Origin of the sequence: Kitasatospora sp. NPDC088351 (assembly GCF_040685575.1) — a bacterium.
Classification (GTDB): domain Bacteria; phylum Actinomycetota; class Actinomycetes; order Streptomycetales; family Streptomycetaceae; genus Kitasatospora.
In genome coordinates, this window is record NZ_JBFBIL010000102.1 from 1 (window position 1) to 13,618 (window position 13,618).

The following is a 13,618-nucleotide window of genomic DNA, read 5'->3' on the forward strand; positions in this document are numbered from 1 at the left end:
AGGCACAAGATCATCCGACACGTGGAGCACTCTGCCGCCCGAACACATCAACTGCCAAGCCCCTGAGCTGAACTCATTTTGAAACGATCAGTTAGCCGATACCTGTTGGGTCCGCCACCGGGAAACGCTGGTCTGCGCCGGATCTCGATTCAGGCCCCCGAGCACCTGCCTGCTCATCTGTGAGGGCTGCGTCACCCTGGCCAAGACCCGCGACCGTCGCCGTGCCCTGTCGGGCCGCGCTCGGCCGACGCACGGCGTAGTCCCTGCCCGTGCCGACGAGGAGGAAGGACGCCGTGGACAACGGCCAGGACGACTACCGCGACGCGGCGAAGGAGGCCGCCCTCGGGGTACCCGCCCCCAGGCGGGTTGCCGTCGCCTACGCGGTCGCGCTGCTCGTCCTGATGGCCGTGGCGACGGCGCTGGTCATCTGCGACCGAATCTTCTAGCCAGCAATCGCGCCCCTGGCGCCCACAAGCTCCCGGCCCGTCGGAAAGGGTCTTCTGCCGGGCCGGGGTCGCACCACCCTGCATTGCTGCTCGTCCCCCTGGCGAGCAGAGCCAACGGATTGGAGAGGCCCGTGAGCACCACCACCATCAAGCCCGGCACCGAGCTGGACGAGCTGGGCAAGTTCTTCACGATCGCCGCGCGTCGGATTGACGCGGGCGAGGCCGCGCCGGAGATGTTCTCCGCCGCCATCGACACCGCGTGGCACCAGCTCGTCAACGACCCGGCCGTGCACGAGGCGTTCGCGCTCAAGCACGCCGGCCGAAAGCTGGCCCACGTCGAGAGCGCGGGCACCGGCTTCATCTCCTGGGTGAGCGCCTACGAGGAGGCGTACGGCCCCCTGCCGGAGATCTGGTTCGCCGACGCCGACGGCACGGTCAACACCGGGGCCCTGGCCCGCTACCGCGAGTCGGGCGAGGTCTGGGCGGAGTGGAGCTGCTCGCCCGCGCCGTCCGACCCGGACGCGGCCCCGGAGCCGGTCGTCCGGTGATCACCGCACCCCACGACGGAGCGTCCCGGCCGACCGCCGGGGCGCTCCGACTCACCGAAGCCCGGACGGAGAACCCGGCCAGTGCGGACGTGAACCGCTACCTGTCCACGATGGAGCAGTACTGCCCGTTCCTCCAGCCGTCCACGGCGCGCGGAATGACCGGGTGGACCGTCTACGAGATCGCGTCCGGTACCTACCGGTACGAGGTCGAAGCGGAGCTGTTCCACGCGGGCGTGCAGGCCGCGGAGTGGATTCGCCCGCTCATGGCCCGACCGAACGGTCTGCTGGCGTGCGAGAACGTGGTGATCGTCGGCCAGTGCGCGGACGCGGACCACCGCGAACTGCTGGCGTGGCCGCACTGGGCGCTGAAGAACCTGTACGGGCCGGTCGGCGTGATGTTCGGCAAGTTCGTGAAAGGGGCTGCCGAGACCAGCCGGGCCGGGCACAACATCCCGCCGGCCCCCGCCTCGTTCCTCCCGGTACGGGCCGCCGTCCGGCCGCTGGACCCGAAGTTCCTGACGAACACACCCGACCTCGCGGCAGCGGTGGCCGGGGCCGTGGACGATGGCCGCGACGTGTTCGAGCACATCCCCTGCGAGTGGAAGGCAGTTCGAGAATGGGCGAGTTCCTTGCCGAGGCCAGAGCAGCGCTGAGGGCCGCGGAGGCCGTCTGCGGGCCGGTCAAACTGGAGGAGATCAGCAACCGGCGGGGCTCGGCGGTGTGGAAGGCCAGCGGTCCGCGGGGCTCGGCGAGCATCAAGCTCGGCACCGGCGAGGCCGCCGAGGTCACCGCACGCGAAGCCTCCGTCCTGTACCAGCTTCCCGACTACACCGTGACCGCCGGTCGCTTCGACAACGGCGTCTGGTACGTCACCCCGTGGCTGACGGGGCCGTCCACCTGGGACGTCTTCGGCCCCGGGCGCAAGGGCGAGGGCGGACGCGACGAGGCCCTGGCTGCCGCGATGGGGCTGTGCCGCGCCGTGGCCGCTCTCCACGCCGAAGAGTGGGTGCACGGGGACCTCCAACCCCAGCACGGTATCCACACCGAAGACGGAGTCCGGCTCATCGACTTCGCCTGGAGCCGACAGATCGGCATCACGCCGTGGCTGACGTTCGACGGCACGATGATCCACCTCACCGCCCCCGAGCTGGCCGCCCGGATCATCACCGGCCCCCAGCCCGTCAACACGACGCAGCCCGCCGACGTCTACGCCCTCGCCGGCACCCTGTGGACCTGCGTCACCGGCAAGTGGCCGCTGGACTACGAGGCCGCCGGACTCGGCAAGGGCACGCCCCTGGCGGAGATGCGGAAGGCCATCGCCACCAGAGCCGTCCCGATGTCCGCCGTGATGCCCTGGCCCGCCCTCCAGGCCCGGCTGCGGTACGTCCTGCTGGCCGAGCCCGACGACAGGCCGACCGCCGCCGAACTGGCCAAGCTCGTCGAAGCGGTCGACGGGTGATTGAGCTGCGGGAGCTGGCCCCCGGCGACGCCGGGGCACTGCTGCGCATCTACAGCGTGGAGGCGACGAAGCACCTGGGCCGGGCGGCGATGGATGCCACCGAGGCCCGGCACTACGCCCGCCACGCCGCAGCGTCCGCAGCACAGTCCCCGCGCACGCTCTACATGTTCGGCCTCGTCGTGGACGGCGACCTGCTCGGTGTTGTCAAGCTCCACCTGGACCGCCCGGTCGCCGCCGTGAGCTACATCCTGCGCGCGGACGCCTGGGGTCGGGGCCACGCCACCGAGGGGGTTCGCAAGATTCTCGCCCTCGCCTTCGGCCACCTCGGGTTGCCGGAGGTTCACGCCAAGCACCACCCGGACAACCCGGCCTCGGGCCGTGTCCTCCGCAAGGCGGGCTTCGTGCCCACCGGCGAGCACGCCGGATTCACGACCTACGCCATCCGGCCGCCGCAAACGGCCGACGGCCCCTCTCCACACCTCCTGCACCTCCGAAGTACCCCATGGCCCGCGCCTTCCTCATCCTCGCCCTGATCGTCATGATGGCGACCAGCTTCCGGTACCACCGCACACCCCGGCACGAGAACGACCCGGACAAGATCTGGTGCGCCAGGGTCGGGGACCGCCGCAGCGTGGAGGTGTGGCGGCGCGGGCTGACCATCGACGTCCGCGTTGTCGACCGTCACTGACCATCTCGCACCCCCGCTGCCCTCAACCCCAGCGGCGGGCCCGCCCCCGTCCTGCTGCTGCCCCCGCAGCCGCAGGACGGGGGCCCTCCTCAGCCTGGAGACCTCCATGTGGGCCAGCGCAGAGCCGGACCGTCAAGCCGTGATCAAGAAGCTCGTCATAGCCGCACTTCCGGAGGTCGCCAGCAGGTACCGCGTGGGGACGCAACCACTCGGCGAGAGCGGTGAAGTCGGCGTCGGTGAGGCCCCGGTGGGGGGTCGACGCGGTGGAGCAGGGCGTCTCCCCGGTGGTGGGCGCGGACCCAGGCGCGGTCGGTGTCGGTGATCTCGTCGTCGACCCAGGCGAAGGGGCGCCCCGCGGCCCGGGCGACGAGGGCGCGGGTCTTCCAGTGCAGCCCGGTCCGTTCGTCCAGGTCGTCGGCTGCGGACGGCTCCGGCCACTCCACCACCGGCAGCCGGGGCAGACCGAGCCGCGGTGCGACGCACTCGTTCGCGTCGTCGAGCCAGGTCGTTGCCCAGATCAATCGGCAGGGCAGCGCCGCGAGCCGGGGGCCGTGGGCGGGATTGATCCGGGCCAGCAGTGGATTGGGCTCCGGCGTGTCGGGCTCCGTCGGCCAGGTGGGGTACCCGTCCGGCAGTTGCTCCGGCGTCGCGCGAAGGGGATGAGGGGGCCGTCGACATCGAGGAAGAGCAGCGGCTGCGAAGAGCGCGTGGAACCGGTCACGGCCGCAGGATAACGGCGGCTGCCATCGCCGGTACGCCTCCCGGGGGTTGGCCCGTCGAACCGGTGACGGGACGGGCCCGGGCGTGCGCCACGCGACCGGCCATGACGAACCGGCAGCGGATGATGGCCGACGACGGATGCCCGGTTCCGGGCGGCGCGGACGCGCCGGCGGTCGAGGGGCTCGGCCGGGAACTGGCCGGGATGCCGCGGCCGCCCGATCGACTCGTGCGTGACGGGCAGGCGTTCACCGTGCTGTCCGAGTGGGTCCCGAGCCTGCCCGACCGGCTCTCGGCTGGCTGCATAGCGTCGCGCACGGTGCGGACCCGCTCGGCGCGTTCGGGCTGTGCGCCGAGGTGGACCCGGCGCGGACCGGGAGGCGGCGGTGGTGACCCTGCCGCACCGGGAGGCCCTGCGGGAACGGCTCGCCGAGATCCTGGCCGTCATCGCCCCCTTCACCGGCTGATCCCGGGAGGCGGGCGGACGGCCACGTCCCCACCGCCGCGCCCGCACCCCGGGGGCCGTCTCCGGGGGCCGCCCGCTACGGCAGGGTGTAGACCTGGCCGGTCTGGGCGCCCTCGACGGAGCGGACGTACGCCTGGGCGACCAGGGCGAGATCGACCGACGGCATGCCGGGGAAGAAGGACTCGTAGTCCGCGAGGCTCTCGGTGAAGACCGTCGGGCTGACGGCGTTGACGCGCTGCGGGGCGATCTCGATGGCGGCCGCCCGGACGAACGCCTCCACCGCGCCGTTGGCCATCGATGCGGCGCTCGCCGTGGGGACGGGCTCGCGGGACAGCACCCCGGTGATCAGGGTGAAGGAGCCCCGTTCGGCGATCCGGGAGGTGCCCTGGCGGACCAGCTCGATCTGGCTGAGCACCTTGCCCCGGAACGCGGCCTGGTAGTCGGCGGGCGTCATCTCGGTGACGGGCTTGTAGGGGACCTCGCCGGCGGCGCTGACCACCGCGTCCACCCGGCCGACCGCCTGGTACAGGGCCGTGACCTGAGCCGGGTCGGTGATGTCGTGGCGCAGATCGCCGCCGGTACGGCCGACGGTGACGACCTCGTGGCCGCGGCCGGACAGGGTCTCGCGGACGGCCGTGCCGAGCTTTCCGGTGGCGCCGATGAGCAGAATCTTCATGCCCGTGACGCTAGGTCCCGCCGGTCCCGGGAGGGAAATACCCGCCGCGCGGTACTTATGCTTGGCGGTTATGAACGGCTTGCCGGAGGTGAAGGGCGCGGCGGTGGCGAACGTGGAGCTGCGCCATCTGCGGGCCCTCGCCGCGATCGGTGACGAGGGGACCATCACCGACGCCGCGATCGCCCTGGGGATCAGTCAGCCCGCGCTGTCCCGCACCCTGGACCAGCTGGAGCGGCGCCTCGGCACCCGCCTGGTCGAACGCACCACCCGCCGGCTGGCCCTCACCGAGGCCGGAACGCGCCTGTGGGAACACGCCCACCGCATCCTCAACCAGCTGGACGACGCGCTGGCCGAGGCCACCGCGCGGCCGCGCCCGCTGCGGGTCGCGTTCGCCTGGGCGGCGCTCGGCCGCCACACTGTCCCCCTGCTGCGCGCCTGGCGCGAGCAGCACCCCGACACCCCCGTCCAGGTCCTGAGCCACGACGATCCCGAGGCCGCCCTGCGCCGGGGAGAGGCCGACGCGGCCTTCCTCCGGACGAAACCGGCGGCCGACACCGGGCTGGCCGTTCTGGCGCTGGTGCGCGAGGCCCGCCTGGCCGCGGTGCACGACGGACACCCGCTCGCCGGCCGGGACGGCGTGCGGCTGGCCGACCTCGCGGACCAGCCGGTGGTGCTGTGCGCCACGGCCGCGACCACCGGCGCGGATCTGTGGCCCACCGCCCGGCGCCCGTACACCTTCGCGGTCCCGGGCGTCGCCGAATGGCTCACCGCCATTGCCACGGGCGAGGCCGTCGGAGTCACCGCGGAGGGCACCGGGCACAGCCATCCGCACCCCGGCATCCGCTATCTCCCGCTCACCGACGCGGATCCCGTGACGGTCTACCTGGTCCGGCCCCGCACCCCGACACACCCCGCCACCGAGGCCTTCCTCGCCCAGGCGGTGCGCAGCACGGAACAGGGGAGCGCGGCCGACACCCGTCAGGCGTGGACCTCTCCTCCGGGAGCGGCCTCCGCGGGCGAGGGAGGAAGCGGGCCGGCCCGTGGCGGAAAACCTTGGCAGGAATGGCCTGAATCGCGAATATGATCGACCGGTGAATCGCGAGGTCATTGACACCATTCCCGTCTTCTGGACGGAAGCCCCCGGGCCGCTCGAGGCCATCCTGATGTTCGGCTGCGGCGCGCGGGACGAGACCATGCGCACCCTCGGTGTGACCCACCTGGTCGAGCACCTCGCGATGAGCACCCTGCCCAGACTGCACCACGACCACAACGCCTCGGTCGACCTGGCGCTCACCCAGTTCACCTGCTCCGGACGGCCGGAACAGGTGGTCGAGTTCCTGGCCCGGGTCTGCGAGGCGCTCACCGCCCTGCCGGTGGAACGGATCGAGCAGGAGTCCGGCGTCCTGGCGGCCGAGGACGGCCGGGTCGCCGACCCGCAGACCGGCGAACTGCTCTCCCACCGCTACGGCGTGCAGGGCCTGGGCCTGGCCGCCTACCGCGGCCCCGGTGCCGACCGGATCCCCCTCGACGCCGTCCGGGAGACCGTCACCCGCTACTTCCACGCCGGAAACGCGGCCCTCGTACTCACCGGCCCCCCGCCGGCCGGGCTCAGGCTGCCGCTGCCCGCCGGGGAGCGCCCCGACCGCGGCCCCGCCCAGACCGCGCTGCACACCGGCCCCTCGTGGCGTCAGGAGGACGTCCCCGGCCCCGGACTCGCCCTGCACGGGGACCTCAACGACCCCGCGCTGCTGCTGGCCGTCAAGGTCCTCGCCCACCGCCTGCGGGAGACCGTCCGTCACCAGCACGGCCTCTCCTACGACGTCGACAGCTCCGCCGTCTTCGCCGGCCCCGGCCACGGCGAGCGCACCATCTGCCTCGACGCCCGCGAGGGCCAGGAGCAGCGGGTCACCGAACTGCTCTGGCGGGAGGCGCTGCGCCTCGCCCGTGACGGCGTGACCGAGGACGAGCTCGCGGAGGAGCTGGAAGGCGCGCGCGAGGCCTGGAACGACCCCCGCTCCACCGCGTACGAACTCGGTGAGGCCGCCGCCGACCTCCTGCTCGGCGACGACTACCAGGACGCCGCGGCCAGGCTCGACACCCTGGCCGGGGTGACCCCGGGACAGGTGCGGCAGGCGCTGGCGGACGCGTTGCGTACGGCGCTGCTGGTGGTCCCGTGCGACACCGAGGTGGACCTGGTGCAGCCGGCCGGCACCGGGCTGCCGCGGTACCTCTGCGGGCAGGGTGTCGAACTCCCCGCCGGCGGCCAGGTGTTCAGGCCGCCGCTGGCCGACCGGCTGCGGTACTCCGGGGCGCGCAAGGCGCGGCTGGTGGTCGACGACGCCGGGGTCTGGGTGCGTCAGCCGGACGGTGAGGTCCACCATGTGCCGTTCGACGAGGTCGTGGGGGTGGAGATGCGGGGCCCGGGCCGGGTGGTCTTCGGGCGCAGCACCTGCTTCGTCCCCGTGGTGCCGGAGCTGTTCGCGAACCTCGGCCCGGCCGTCCGGGCCATCGACGCCCGGGTCCCCGCGCACCTGATCTACGCCGCGTCCGCGTTCCGTCCCGCCGACTGACCGACCGGCCGGCCGGCCTTTACCGCGCGGCCCGCGCATCCCTTGTCGAGAGAACCTCCATGCCCACGTACGCAGCCATCACCTCCGCTCCCGCCGACCAGGTCCTGACCGCGCTGAAGCGCTCCAAGTCCGGCGGCTACCTCTACGCCGGTACCCCGGGTACCGCCGTCCTGTTCGACCCGCCGAAGCCCCGGTTCGGCCGGATCTCGCGCGGTCGTCTGCGCGACGCCCCCTGGGCGCTCGCGGTCGACACGAAGACCGCGGTCTGGTTGCTGGAAGGGACCGACTGGGGCGCCTGCGCCACGGTGTGCTTCCCCGGCGGGGGCTTCGAGCAGATCGGCTGGGCCGCCGACTGGACCCCGCCCACCGACCCGGCGGAGCTCGCCGCCCACCGGGACGCCTGGACCAAGGAGTGCGACAAGATCGCCCGCAAGGCCGGTCTGGCCGAGCCCGGTGTGCTCGCCGAGGTCCGCAACGACCCGGGCCCGGACGGCACCCGGCCCAGCACCGAGGACGTTCTGCGTCGGCTCTGCGCGCTGGTCGGGGCGCCGGAGACGGTGGTCGGGCAGTCGCTGTTCGCCCAGGCGGGGCCCGCCGGGCGGGACTTCGCGCGGTTCGAGGCCAAGGGGCGGTAGCCCGGGCCCGGCTCCGGTCCGGCCCTGGTTCCGCCCCGGTTCGGCCTTGGTTCGGTCCTGGGTCGGGGGGTGGTTCCACCACCGTTTCCGAAGGACCGTTAGCATGCCCAGCACGGCTTGCCGATGCGGCAGTTGGTTGTGGGATCAACCGGGAACACAGGAGCGTGAAGATGCCGGACACGGGCTCGACAGCACAGCCGCCGAAGGACGACCACTGGCCGGCCGTCGATCTGCGGATGGATGTTCCGCACTCGGCCCGGGTCTACGACTACCTCATCGGCGGCAAGACCAACTTCGAGGCGGACCGGGTGGCCGCCCACGCCTCCGTGCAGGCGTGGCCGGCCCTCCCGGTCTCGATGCGGACCACCCGCACCTTCATGCAGCGCGTGGTCCGCCACCTCACCGAGCAGCACGGGATCCGCCAGTTCCTGGACATCGGTACCGGCATCCCCACCTCGCCCAACGTGCACGAGATCGCCCAGGGCATCGCCCCCGAGTCGCGGGTCGCCTACGTCGACAACGACCCGATCGTGCTGACCCACGCGCGGGCCCTGATGTCGAGCAACCCCCAGGGCAGGACCTGTTACATCGACGCCGACCTCCGCGACGTCGACTCGATCATCGGCTCGCCTCGGCTGCGCGAGGTGCTGGACCTGACGCAGCCGGTGGCGCTCTCCCTGATCGCGATCGTGCACTTCGTGCTCGACGAGGACGACCCGCAGGGCATCGTGCGGCGGTTCATGGACCAACTGGCCCCCGGCAGCGTCCTGGCGCTGACCGTCTTCACCGGTGACACCGACCCGGTGGGCGTCGGCGGCGTCGGCCGTGAGTACAACGCGCGCGGCATCCCCCTGCAGATCCGCGACAAGAAGGAGGCCCTCGCCTTCTTCGACGGGTACGACCTGCTCGACCCCGGGGTGACGCCGGTCCACCACTGGCGGCCCGACCAGGACGCCCCGCCGGTGCGGGACCAGGACATCGCGATGTACGGCGGAGTGGCCGTCAAGCGCTGACCGGGCCGTCGGCGTACGCCCCGGCCGCCCCCGCCGCCCGCCGTCAGGGCGGGGGTGCGGTCGGCGTCCGTCCTCCCGGAACCCCCTACCCCCGCTTCGCGTAGCGGCTGGTGGGGCGGGGGAGGCCGAGGTGGGCGCGGAGGGTGTCGGTCCCGTAGGCGGTGCGGAAGGCCCGGCGGCGGCGGAGTTCGGGGACGAGGGCGCGGGTGACGCCGGTGAGGTCGTGGGGGAGCGCGCCCGGGCGGAGCCGGAAGCCGTCCAGCCCGGCCTCGTGCCGGTCGAGGAGCAGGTCGGCGAGTTCGGACGGGGTGCCGGTGAAGACCTCGGCGTCGGAGGTGAACGGCGCGCCGTCCAGGTCGTCCAGCCGCTCCTTGCGCAGGGCGGCGGCGCCCGGCCGCTCGTCCAGGAACACGACGAGGTCGGCGAAGACCTTGAGGGGCAGGTCGGCGGGCCGCCGGACGGCGGCCTTCGCCGCCTCGACCTCGCCGAGGACCGCCGCCGTGCCCGCCCGCGAGTGCGGCGTGACGAAGACGACGTCGGCGCCGGTCGCCGCCAGCCGGTACGGCACCCCCGCGTGCGCGAGGACGGCGACCACGGGCTGGCCCTGCGGCGGTCGCGGGGTGACGGACGGGCCGCGGACGTCGAAGTGCTCGCCGGTGAAGTCGATGTAGTGCAGCCTGTCGCGGTCGAGGAACCGGCCGGTGGCGGCGGACCGGATCTCCGCGTCGTCCTCCCAGCTGTCCCAGAGCCGCCGTACCACCTCGACCACGTCCGCCGCCTCGTCGAACAGCGGGCGCAGGCGTGCCGCGATCAGCTCCGGGTCACGGACGTCGTCGGCGGTGAGCTGCGGCAGGGTCCGGCGGCCGAAGTGCGCGGCGTCGTCCGCGCGGGAGGAGAGCTGCGGCCGCCACCCGGCCCGGCCCCGGCTGGCGAAGTCGAGGGTGGCGATGCCGGCGGAGAGGTGGAACGGCTCGGTGTGGGTGACGTTGGTGGTCGGGACCAGCCCGATCCGCGAGGTGAGCGGGGCGACCCGGGCCGCCACGAGCACGGCGTCCAGCCGGCCCCGGACCTGGTCGGTCCGGTCGTCCGGGCCGATCGGGCTGCCGGACTGCAGGGCGAGGGTGTCCTCGAAGGTGACGAAGTCGAGCAGGCCGTGCTCGGCCTCGGCGGCCAGACCGGCCCAGTACCGGGCGGTGAACAGCCCGCCCGGGTCGGCGTCCGGTGCGCGCCACGCGGCCGGGTGCCAGCCGGCGCCGTCCAGGGCCACGGCGAGGTGCGGGGGCGGGGTCACGAGGTCGTCTCCCGGGTGTCGGCGGTGCGCGGCGGCTTCAGCCCGAGGTGGTCGCGGAGCGTGGTGCCGGTGTAGTCGGTGCGGTACACGCCCTTCTCCTGGAGCAGCGGGACGACCCGGTCGACGAGTTCGTCCAGCCCGCCCGGGGTGAGGTGCGGGGTGAAGACGAAGCCGTCGGAGCCGTCGTTCTGTACGAACTCGTCGATCGCGTCGGCGACTTCGCGGGCCGTGCCGATGAACGTCTGACGCCCGGTGACCTCGGTGACCAGCTCCCGGATGCTCAGCCCGCGGGACTCGGCCAGCTCCCGCCACTGCCTGGCGGTCGCGACGCGGTCGGTGCGGAACAGCGCGTGGCCCTTGAGGAGGAGGCTCTCCGGGTCGGGCTCGACGACGGGCAGCGGCCCGTCCGGATCGTAGGAGGAGAGATCGCGGCCCCAGACCGCCTCCAGGTAGGCCAGCGCCGTCTGCGGGCCGATCTGGGCCCGGCGCAGTTCGGCGGCGCGCTCGTGCGCCTCCTCCGTGGTGTCGCCGAGCACGTACGTCACGGCGGGCAGGATCGTCAGGTCCTCCGGTGCGCGGCCGTGGGCGGCGAGCCGGCCCTTGACGTCCCGGTAGAAGGCGCGGGACTCCTCGGGCCTGCTGTACCGGCTGAAGATGACGTCGGCGTCGGCGGCGGCGAACTCCCGGCCCTCCGGGGAGTCGCCGGCCTGGATGATCACCGGGTGGCCCTGTGGCGGGCGCGGCGTGTTGAACCGCCCGGCGATGTCGAAGTGCTTTCCCCGGTGGGAGAATTCGCCGGCGCCCGGAGCGACGAACCGGCCGGCCGCGGCGTCCGCCCGGAGGTCGTCCGCCGCCCAGCTGTCCCACAACTCGCGTGCGGTGTGCAGGAACTCCGCGGCCCGGGTGTACCGGTCCGACTCCGCGAGGAAGCCGCCCCGGCGGAAGTTCTCGCCGGTGAAGGTGTCGAAGCTGGTCACCACGTTCCACGCGGCCCGCCCGTCGCTGAGGTGGTCCAGGCTGGCCAGCCGCCGCGCCACCTCGTACGGCTCGTTGAAGGTGGAGTTGACGGTCGCGGCGAGCCCGAGCCGGGTGGTGACGGCCGCCAGCGCGCTCAGCACGGTCAGCGACTCCGGCCGGCCGGCCACGTCGAGGTCGTAGATCGCGCCCTTGTGCTCGCGCAGCCGCAGCCCCTCGGCGAGGAAGAAGAAGTCGAACTTCCCCCGCTCGGCGGTGCGTGCCAGGTGCAGGAAGGAGTCGAACTCGATCTGGCTCCGCGAGCGTGGATCGGACCAGACGGTGGTGGTGCCGATCCCGGGAAAGAACGCGGCGAGGTGAATCTGCTTGCCGGGCATGACGGTTGAGCGCCTCCTGTCAGCAGGGCTGTGAGGACTCGCCAATCCTGCAAGCGGGGGAGGGACGGGGCAACCGATGAAATCAACTGTTCACGGACGGACATGATGTTGTGTGCGGGCCCCGCCGCGCGGCGGCGGCTCGCGGGCGGGGCCCCGCCCCCACGGGGCGGTCAGGGCAGCCGGACGACGACCTCCGGGTTGGCCGGGGACGGGCCGTCGAGGAGCGGCTGGGCGATGCCCTTCAGGGACTGGTCGAAGAAGGCCGCGACACAGGTCCGGGTGAGCTGCTCCGCACGCTCCGGGGAGATCTCGTCCGGGTCGCCCACGCCCACCAGCGCGGCGAGGACCGGCAGGTCGGTGAAGCTGCCGTGGTTGGTGCCGTTGACGGAGAGCCAGCGCCGCCAGCCGTCCAGGCTCGTCCAGGTGTGCTGCCAGGACTGGTCCTGGGCGCTGGTCTCCTCGCCGAGCATCAGGAAGGGGCGGCCGTTCAGGCCCTGGGCGGGGACCTCGTCCCAGAAGGTGCCGTCCATGTTCACCCCGGCCCGCACCCGGTTGTCGGCCGCCATGGTGGTGAGCGTGGCGGCCCCGCCGGCCGAGTGGCCGGCCATGCCGATCCGGGTGGTGTCGATCATCCGCGCGTACTGCCAGCCCGGGTGGCGGCCGGTGAGCCGGTCGAGCACGAAGGAGACGTCCTTGGCCCGGCTCCCGGTGATGGCGGTCTCTCCGCCGGCCGGCGGCTGTTCGCAGATCGCGCAGGTGAGCGTCCGCCCGTCCGGGAAGCTGATGCCGGCGGCCTCGTAGGTGTGGTCGACCAGCGCCACGACGTACCCGCGGCTGGCCAGGTCCTCGGCGAGGCCGGTGAGCGTGGCCCGGGGCAGGGTGAAGCCGGGGGAGAGCACCACCAGCGGGAACCTGCCCGGCGCCGGGCGGGCGTCGGGGTGCGCCCAGGTGCGGACGGCGGCGAGCCGCTCGGGCGGGAAGGCCGAGCCGGGGACCTTCTCCTGGAGCAGGAGCCGCGCCTCCTCGGTGGTCAGATAGGGGGCGGGTGGCCCGCCGGTGCCGGGCCGGGCCGGGTAGTACATCGACACCATCAGCTCCCGGGCCCCGGCCGCGGGCACCCACGGGTCCTGGCGCTGCTCGTCGACGAGGTGCAGGGTGCCGCGGCCGACGGCGTGCGGGCCTGTCGGGCGGGGCAGCCGGGCCTGCGCGGCGGAGGGGTCGGACACCTCCGAGGCAGCGGACGCGGTGGCGGACGTGACCGGGGCGGCGGGCGCGGGGGCGGCGAAGGCGGCGCTCGCGCCGATCAGCGGCAGGGGGAGGGCGAGCGCGACGACGACGGCCAGGGCGGTACGGCGGATTCTGGTCATGACGATCACGCTAGGCGGCCGGACCGGGCCCGGCATCGCCTCACAGGGGGAGCCCGGCGTCCTCCTGCGCGCTGACGAAGGATCATCTCCCGGGCGTACGGAGTCAGTTGCATCGCAGGTGAGAAGCCTCGGGGTTCGAGCGCACTCGAACCCCGAGGGCTGCCGCGCCGCCGGTGGCCCGCGCGGCGGGAACTGTCGGACAGGCCCTAGGCCCAATGCCGGTGACTTAATTCGTGTCTCGCTTGGTGATCGTGACGGTGGCTGGTTGGGGTGGTGGCCAGTTGCGGTGTTGGGCGCGTTTGAGGGGCCAGTTGGACATTTTGCGTTTGATGACGCGGGGGCAGGATCGTTGACGCCGTTCGGGTAGGAGGCGTTCGCTGATCTCAGCGA

Annotated in this window: 14 protein-coding genes and 1 pseudogene; 10 read left to right on the forward strand and 5 right to left on the reverse strand. The window is 73.2% G+C overall.

Features of this window, described 5'->3' with window-relative positions; genetic code table 11:
* The first annotated feature begins 293 nt into the window (after positions 1–293).
* The 6 genes from AB0P06_RS35900 (at position 294) to AB0P06_RS35925 (ending at position 3,141) form a co-directional block, all read left to right on the forward strand.
* Complete coding sequence (locus tag AB0P06_RS35900; protein ID WP_363615028.1) at positions 294–446, forward strand: hypothetical protein; 153 nt, start codon at positions 294–296, stop codon at positions 444–446.
* 131 nt (positions 447–577) lie between these two features.
* On the forward strand, positions 578–994 hold the full coding sequence (locus tag AB0P06_RS35905; RefSeq protein ID WP_363615030.1) for a hypothetical protein: 417 nt from the start codon (positions 578–580) through the stop codon (positions 992–994).
* Positions 991–1,647 carry a hypothetical protein gene (locus tag AB0P06_RS35910; protein ID WP_363615032.1) on the forward strand — a complete coding sequence of 219 codons (657 nt, stop codon included), beginning with the start codon at positions 991–993 and terminating at the stop codon, positions 1,645–1,647. The genes AB0P06_RS35905 and AB0P06_RS35910 overlap by 4 nt, the downstream gene beginning before the upstream one ends.
* Positions 1,611–2,453, forward strand: coding sequence for a hypothetical protein (locus tag AB0P06_RS35915; RefSeq protein ID WP_363615034.1), 843 nt, complete (start codon positions 1,611–1,613; stop codon positions 2,451–2,453). Before AB0P06_RS35910 ends, AB0P06_RS35915 begins: the two co-directional genes overlap by 37 nt.
* Entirely contained in the window at positions 2,450–2,986 is a 537-nt protein-coding gene (locus tag AB0P06_RS35920) for a GNAT family N-acetyltransferase (RefSeq protein WP_363615036.1), read from the forward strand. The genes AB0P06_RS35915 and AB0P06_RS35920 overlap by 4 nt, the downstream gene beginning before the upstream one ends.
* A complete protein-coding gene (locus AB0P06_RS35925; RefSeq protein ID WP_363615038.1) occupies positions 2,956–3,141 on the forward strand; it encodes a hypothetical protein in 186 nt (61 codons plus the stop codon). The genes AB0P06_RS35920 and AB0P06_RS35925 overlap by 31 nt, the downstream gene beginning before the upstream one ends.
* 202 nt (positions 3,142–3,343) lie before the next feature.
* Here the strand turns inward: AB0P06_RS35925 and AB0P06_RS35930 are convergent.
* A pseudogene (locus tag AB0P06_RS35930) lies at positions 3,344–3,862 on the reverse strand (HAD domain-containing protein); the annotation flags it as partial.
* 538 nt (positions 3,863–4,400) lie between these two features.
* Complete coding sequence (locus AB0P06_RS35935) at positions 4,401–5,000, reverse strand: short chain dehydrogenase (RefSeq protein WP_363615040.1); 600 nt, start codon at positions 4,998–5,000, stop codon at positions 4,401–4,403.
* A gap of 70 nt (positions 5,001–5,070) precedes the next feature.
* On the opposite strand from AB0P06_RS35935, the gene AB0P06_RS35940 reads away from it, so the two are divergent.
* The 4 genes from AB0P06_RS35940 (at position 5,071) to AB0P06_RS35955 (ending at position 9,218) form a co-directional block, all read left to right on the forward strand.
* The gene (locus AB0P06_RS35940; RefSeq protein ID WP_363615042.1) at positions 5,071–6,084 is read left to right on the forward strand and encodes a LysR family transcriptional regulator; all 1,014 of its coding nucleotides are present in this window, start codon (positions 5,071–5,073) and stop codon (positions 6,082–6,084) included.
* Between the two features lie 7 nt (positions 6,085–6,091).
* Positions 6,092–7,570, forward strand: a complete 1,479-nt coding sequence (locus AB0P06_RS35945; protein ID WP_363615044.1) for an insulinase family protein — start codon at positions 6,092–6,094, stop codon at positions 7,568–7,570.
* Positions 7,571–7,629: 59 nt separating this feature from the next.
* Positions 7,630–8,205: a hypothetical protein gene (locus AB0P06_RS35950; protein WP_363615046.1), complete on the forward strand. Its 576-nt coding sequence runs from the start codon at positions 7,630–7,632 to the stop codon at positions 8,203–8,205.
* A 170-nt stretch (positions 8,206–8,375) separates the two neighbouring features.
* Complete coding sequence (locus tag AB0P06_RS35955) at positions 8,376–9,218, forward strand: SAM-dependent methyltransferase (protein ID WP_363615048.1); 843 nt, start codon at positions 8,376–8,378, stop codon at positions 9,216–9,218.
* Positions 9,219–9,303: 85 nt separating this feature from the next.
* Here AB0P06_RS35955 and AB0P06_RS35960 read toward each other — a convergent pair whose 3' ends face one another.
* The 3 genes from AB0P06_RS35960 to AB0P06_RS35970 form a co-directional block, all read right to left on the reverse strand.
* Positions 9,304–10,509, reverse strand: a complete 1,206-nt coding sequence (locus tag AB0P06_RS35960) for an LLM class flavin-dependent oxidoreductase (RefSeq protein WP_363615050.1) — start codon at positions 10,507–10,509, stop codon at positions 9,304–9,306.
* Complete coding sequence (locus AB0P06_RS35965; RefSeq protein ID WP_363615052.1) at positions 10,506–11,861, reverse strand: NtaA/DmoA family FMN-dependent monooxygenase; 1,356 nt, start codon at positions 11,859–11,861, stop codon at positions 10,506–10,508. Before AB0P06_RS35965 ends, AB0P06_RS35960 begins: the two co-directional genes overlap by 4 nt.
* A gap of 170 nt (positions 11,862–12,031) precedes the next feature.
* On the reverse strand, positions 12,032–13,228 hold the full coding sequence (locus tag AB0P06_RS35970) for an alpha/beta hydrolase (RefSeq protein ID WP_363615054.1): 1,197 nt from the start codon (positions 13,226–13,228) through the stop codon (positions 12,032–12,034).
* Between the last annotated feature and the right edge of the window lie 390 nt (positions 13,229–13,618).

What these genes read in the sequence shown, in the direction of transcription:
- AB0P06_RS35915 (WP_363615034.1), top strand. Translation starts at nt 1,611, where the DNA reads ATGGGCGAGTTCCTTGCCGAGGCCAGAGCAGCGCTGAGGGCCGCGGAG.
- AB0P06_RS35925 (WP_363615038.1), top strand. Translation starts at nt 2,956, where the DNA reads ATGGCCCGCGCCTTCCTCATCCTCGCCCTGATCGTCATGATGGCGACC.
- AB0P06_RS35935 (WP_363615040.1), bottom strand. Translation starts at nt 5,000, where the DNA reads ATGAAGATTCTGCTCATCGGCGCCACCGGAAAGCTCGGCACGGCCGTC.
- AB0P06_RS35940 (WP_363615042.1), top strand. Translation starts at nt 5,071, where the DNA reads ATGAACGGCTTGCCGGAGGTGAAGGGCGCGGCGGTGGCGAACGTGGAG.
- AB0P06_RS35950 (WP_363615046.1), top strand. Translation starts at nt 7,630, where the DNA reads ATGCCCACGTACGCAGCCATCACCTCCGCTCCCGCCGACCAGGTCCTG.
- AB0P06_RS35955 (WP_363615048.1), top strand. Translation starts at nt 8,376, where the DNA reads ATGCCGGACACGGGCTCGACAGCACAGCCGCCGAAGGACGACCACTGG.
- AB0P06_RS35965 (WP_363615052.1), bottom strand. Translation starts at nt 11,861, where the DNA reads ATGCCCGGCAAGCAGATTCACCTCGCCGCGTTCTTTCCCGGGATCGGC.
- AB0P06_RS35970 (WP_363615054.1), bottom strand. Translation starts at nt 13,228, where the DNA reads ATGACCAGAATCCGCCGTACCGCCCTGGCCGTCGTCGTCGCGCTCGCC.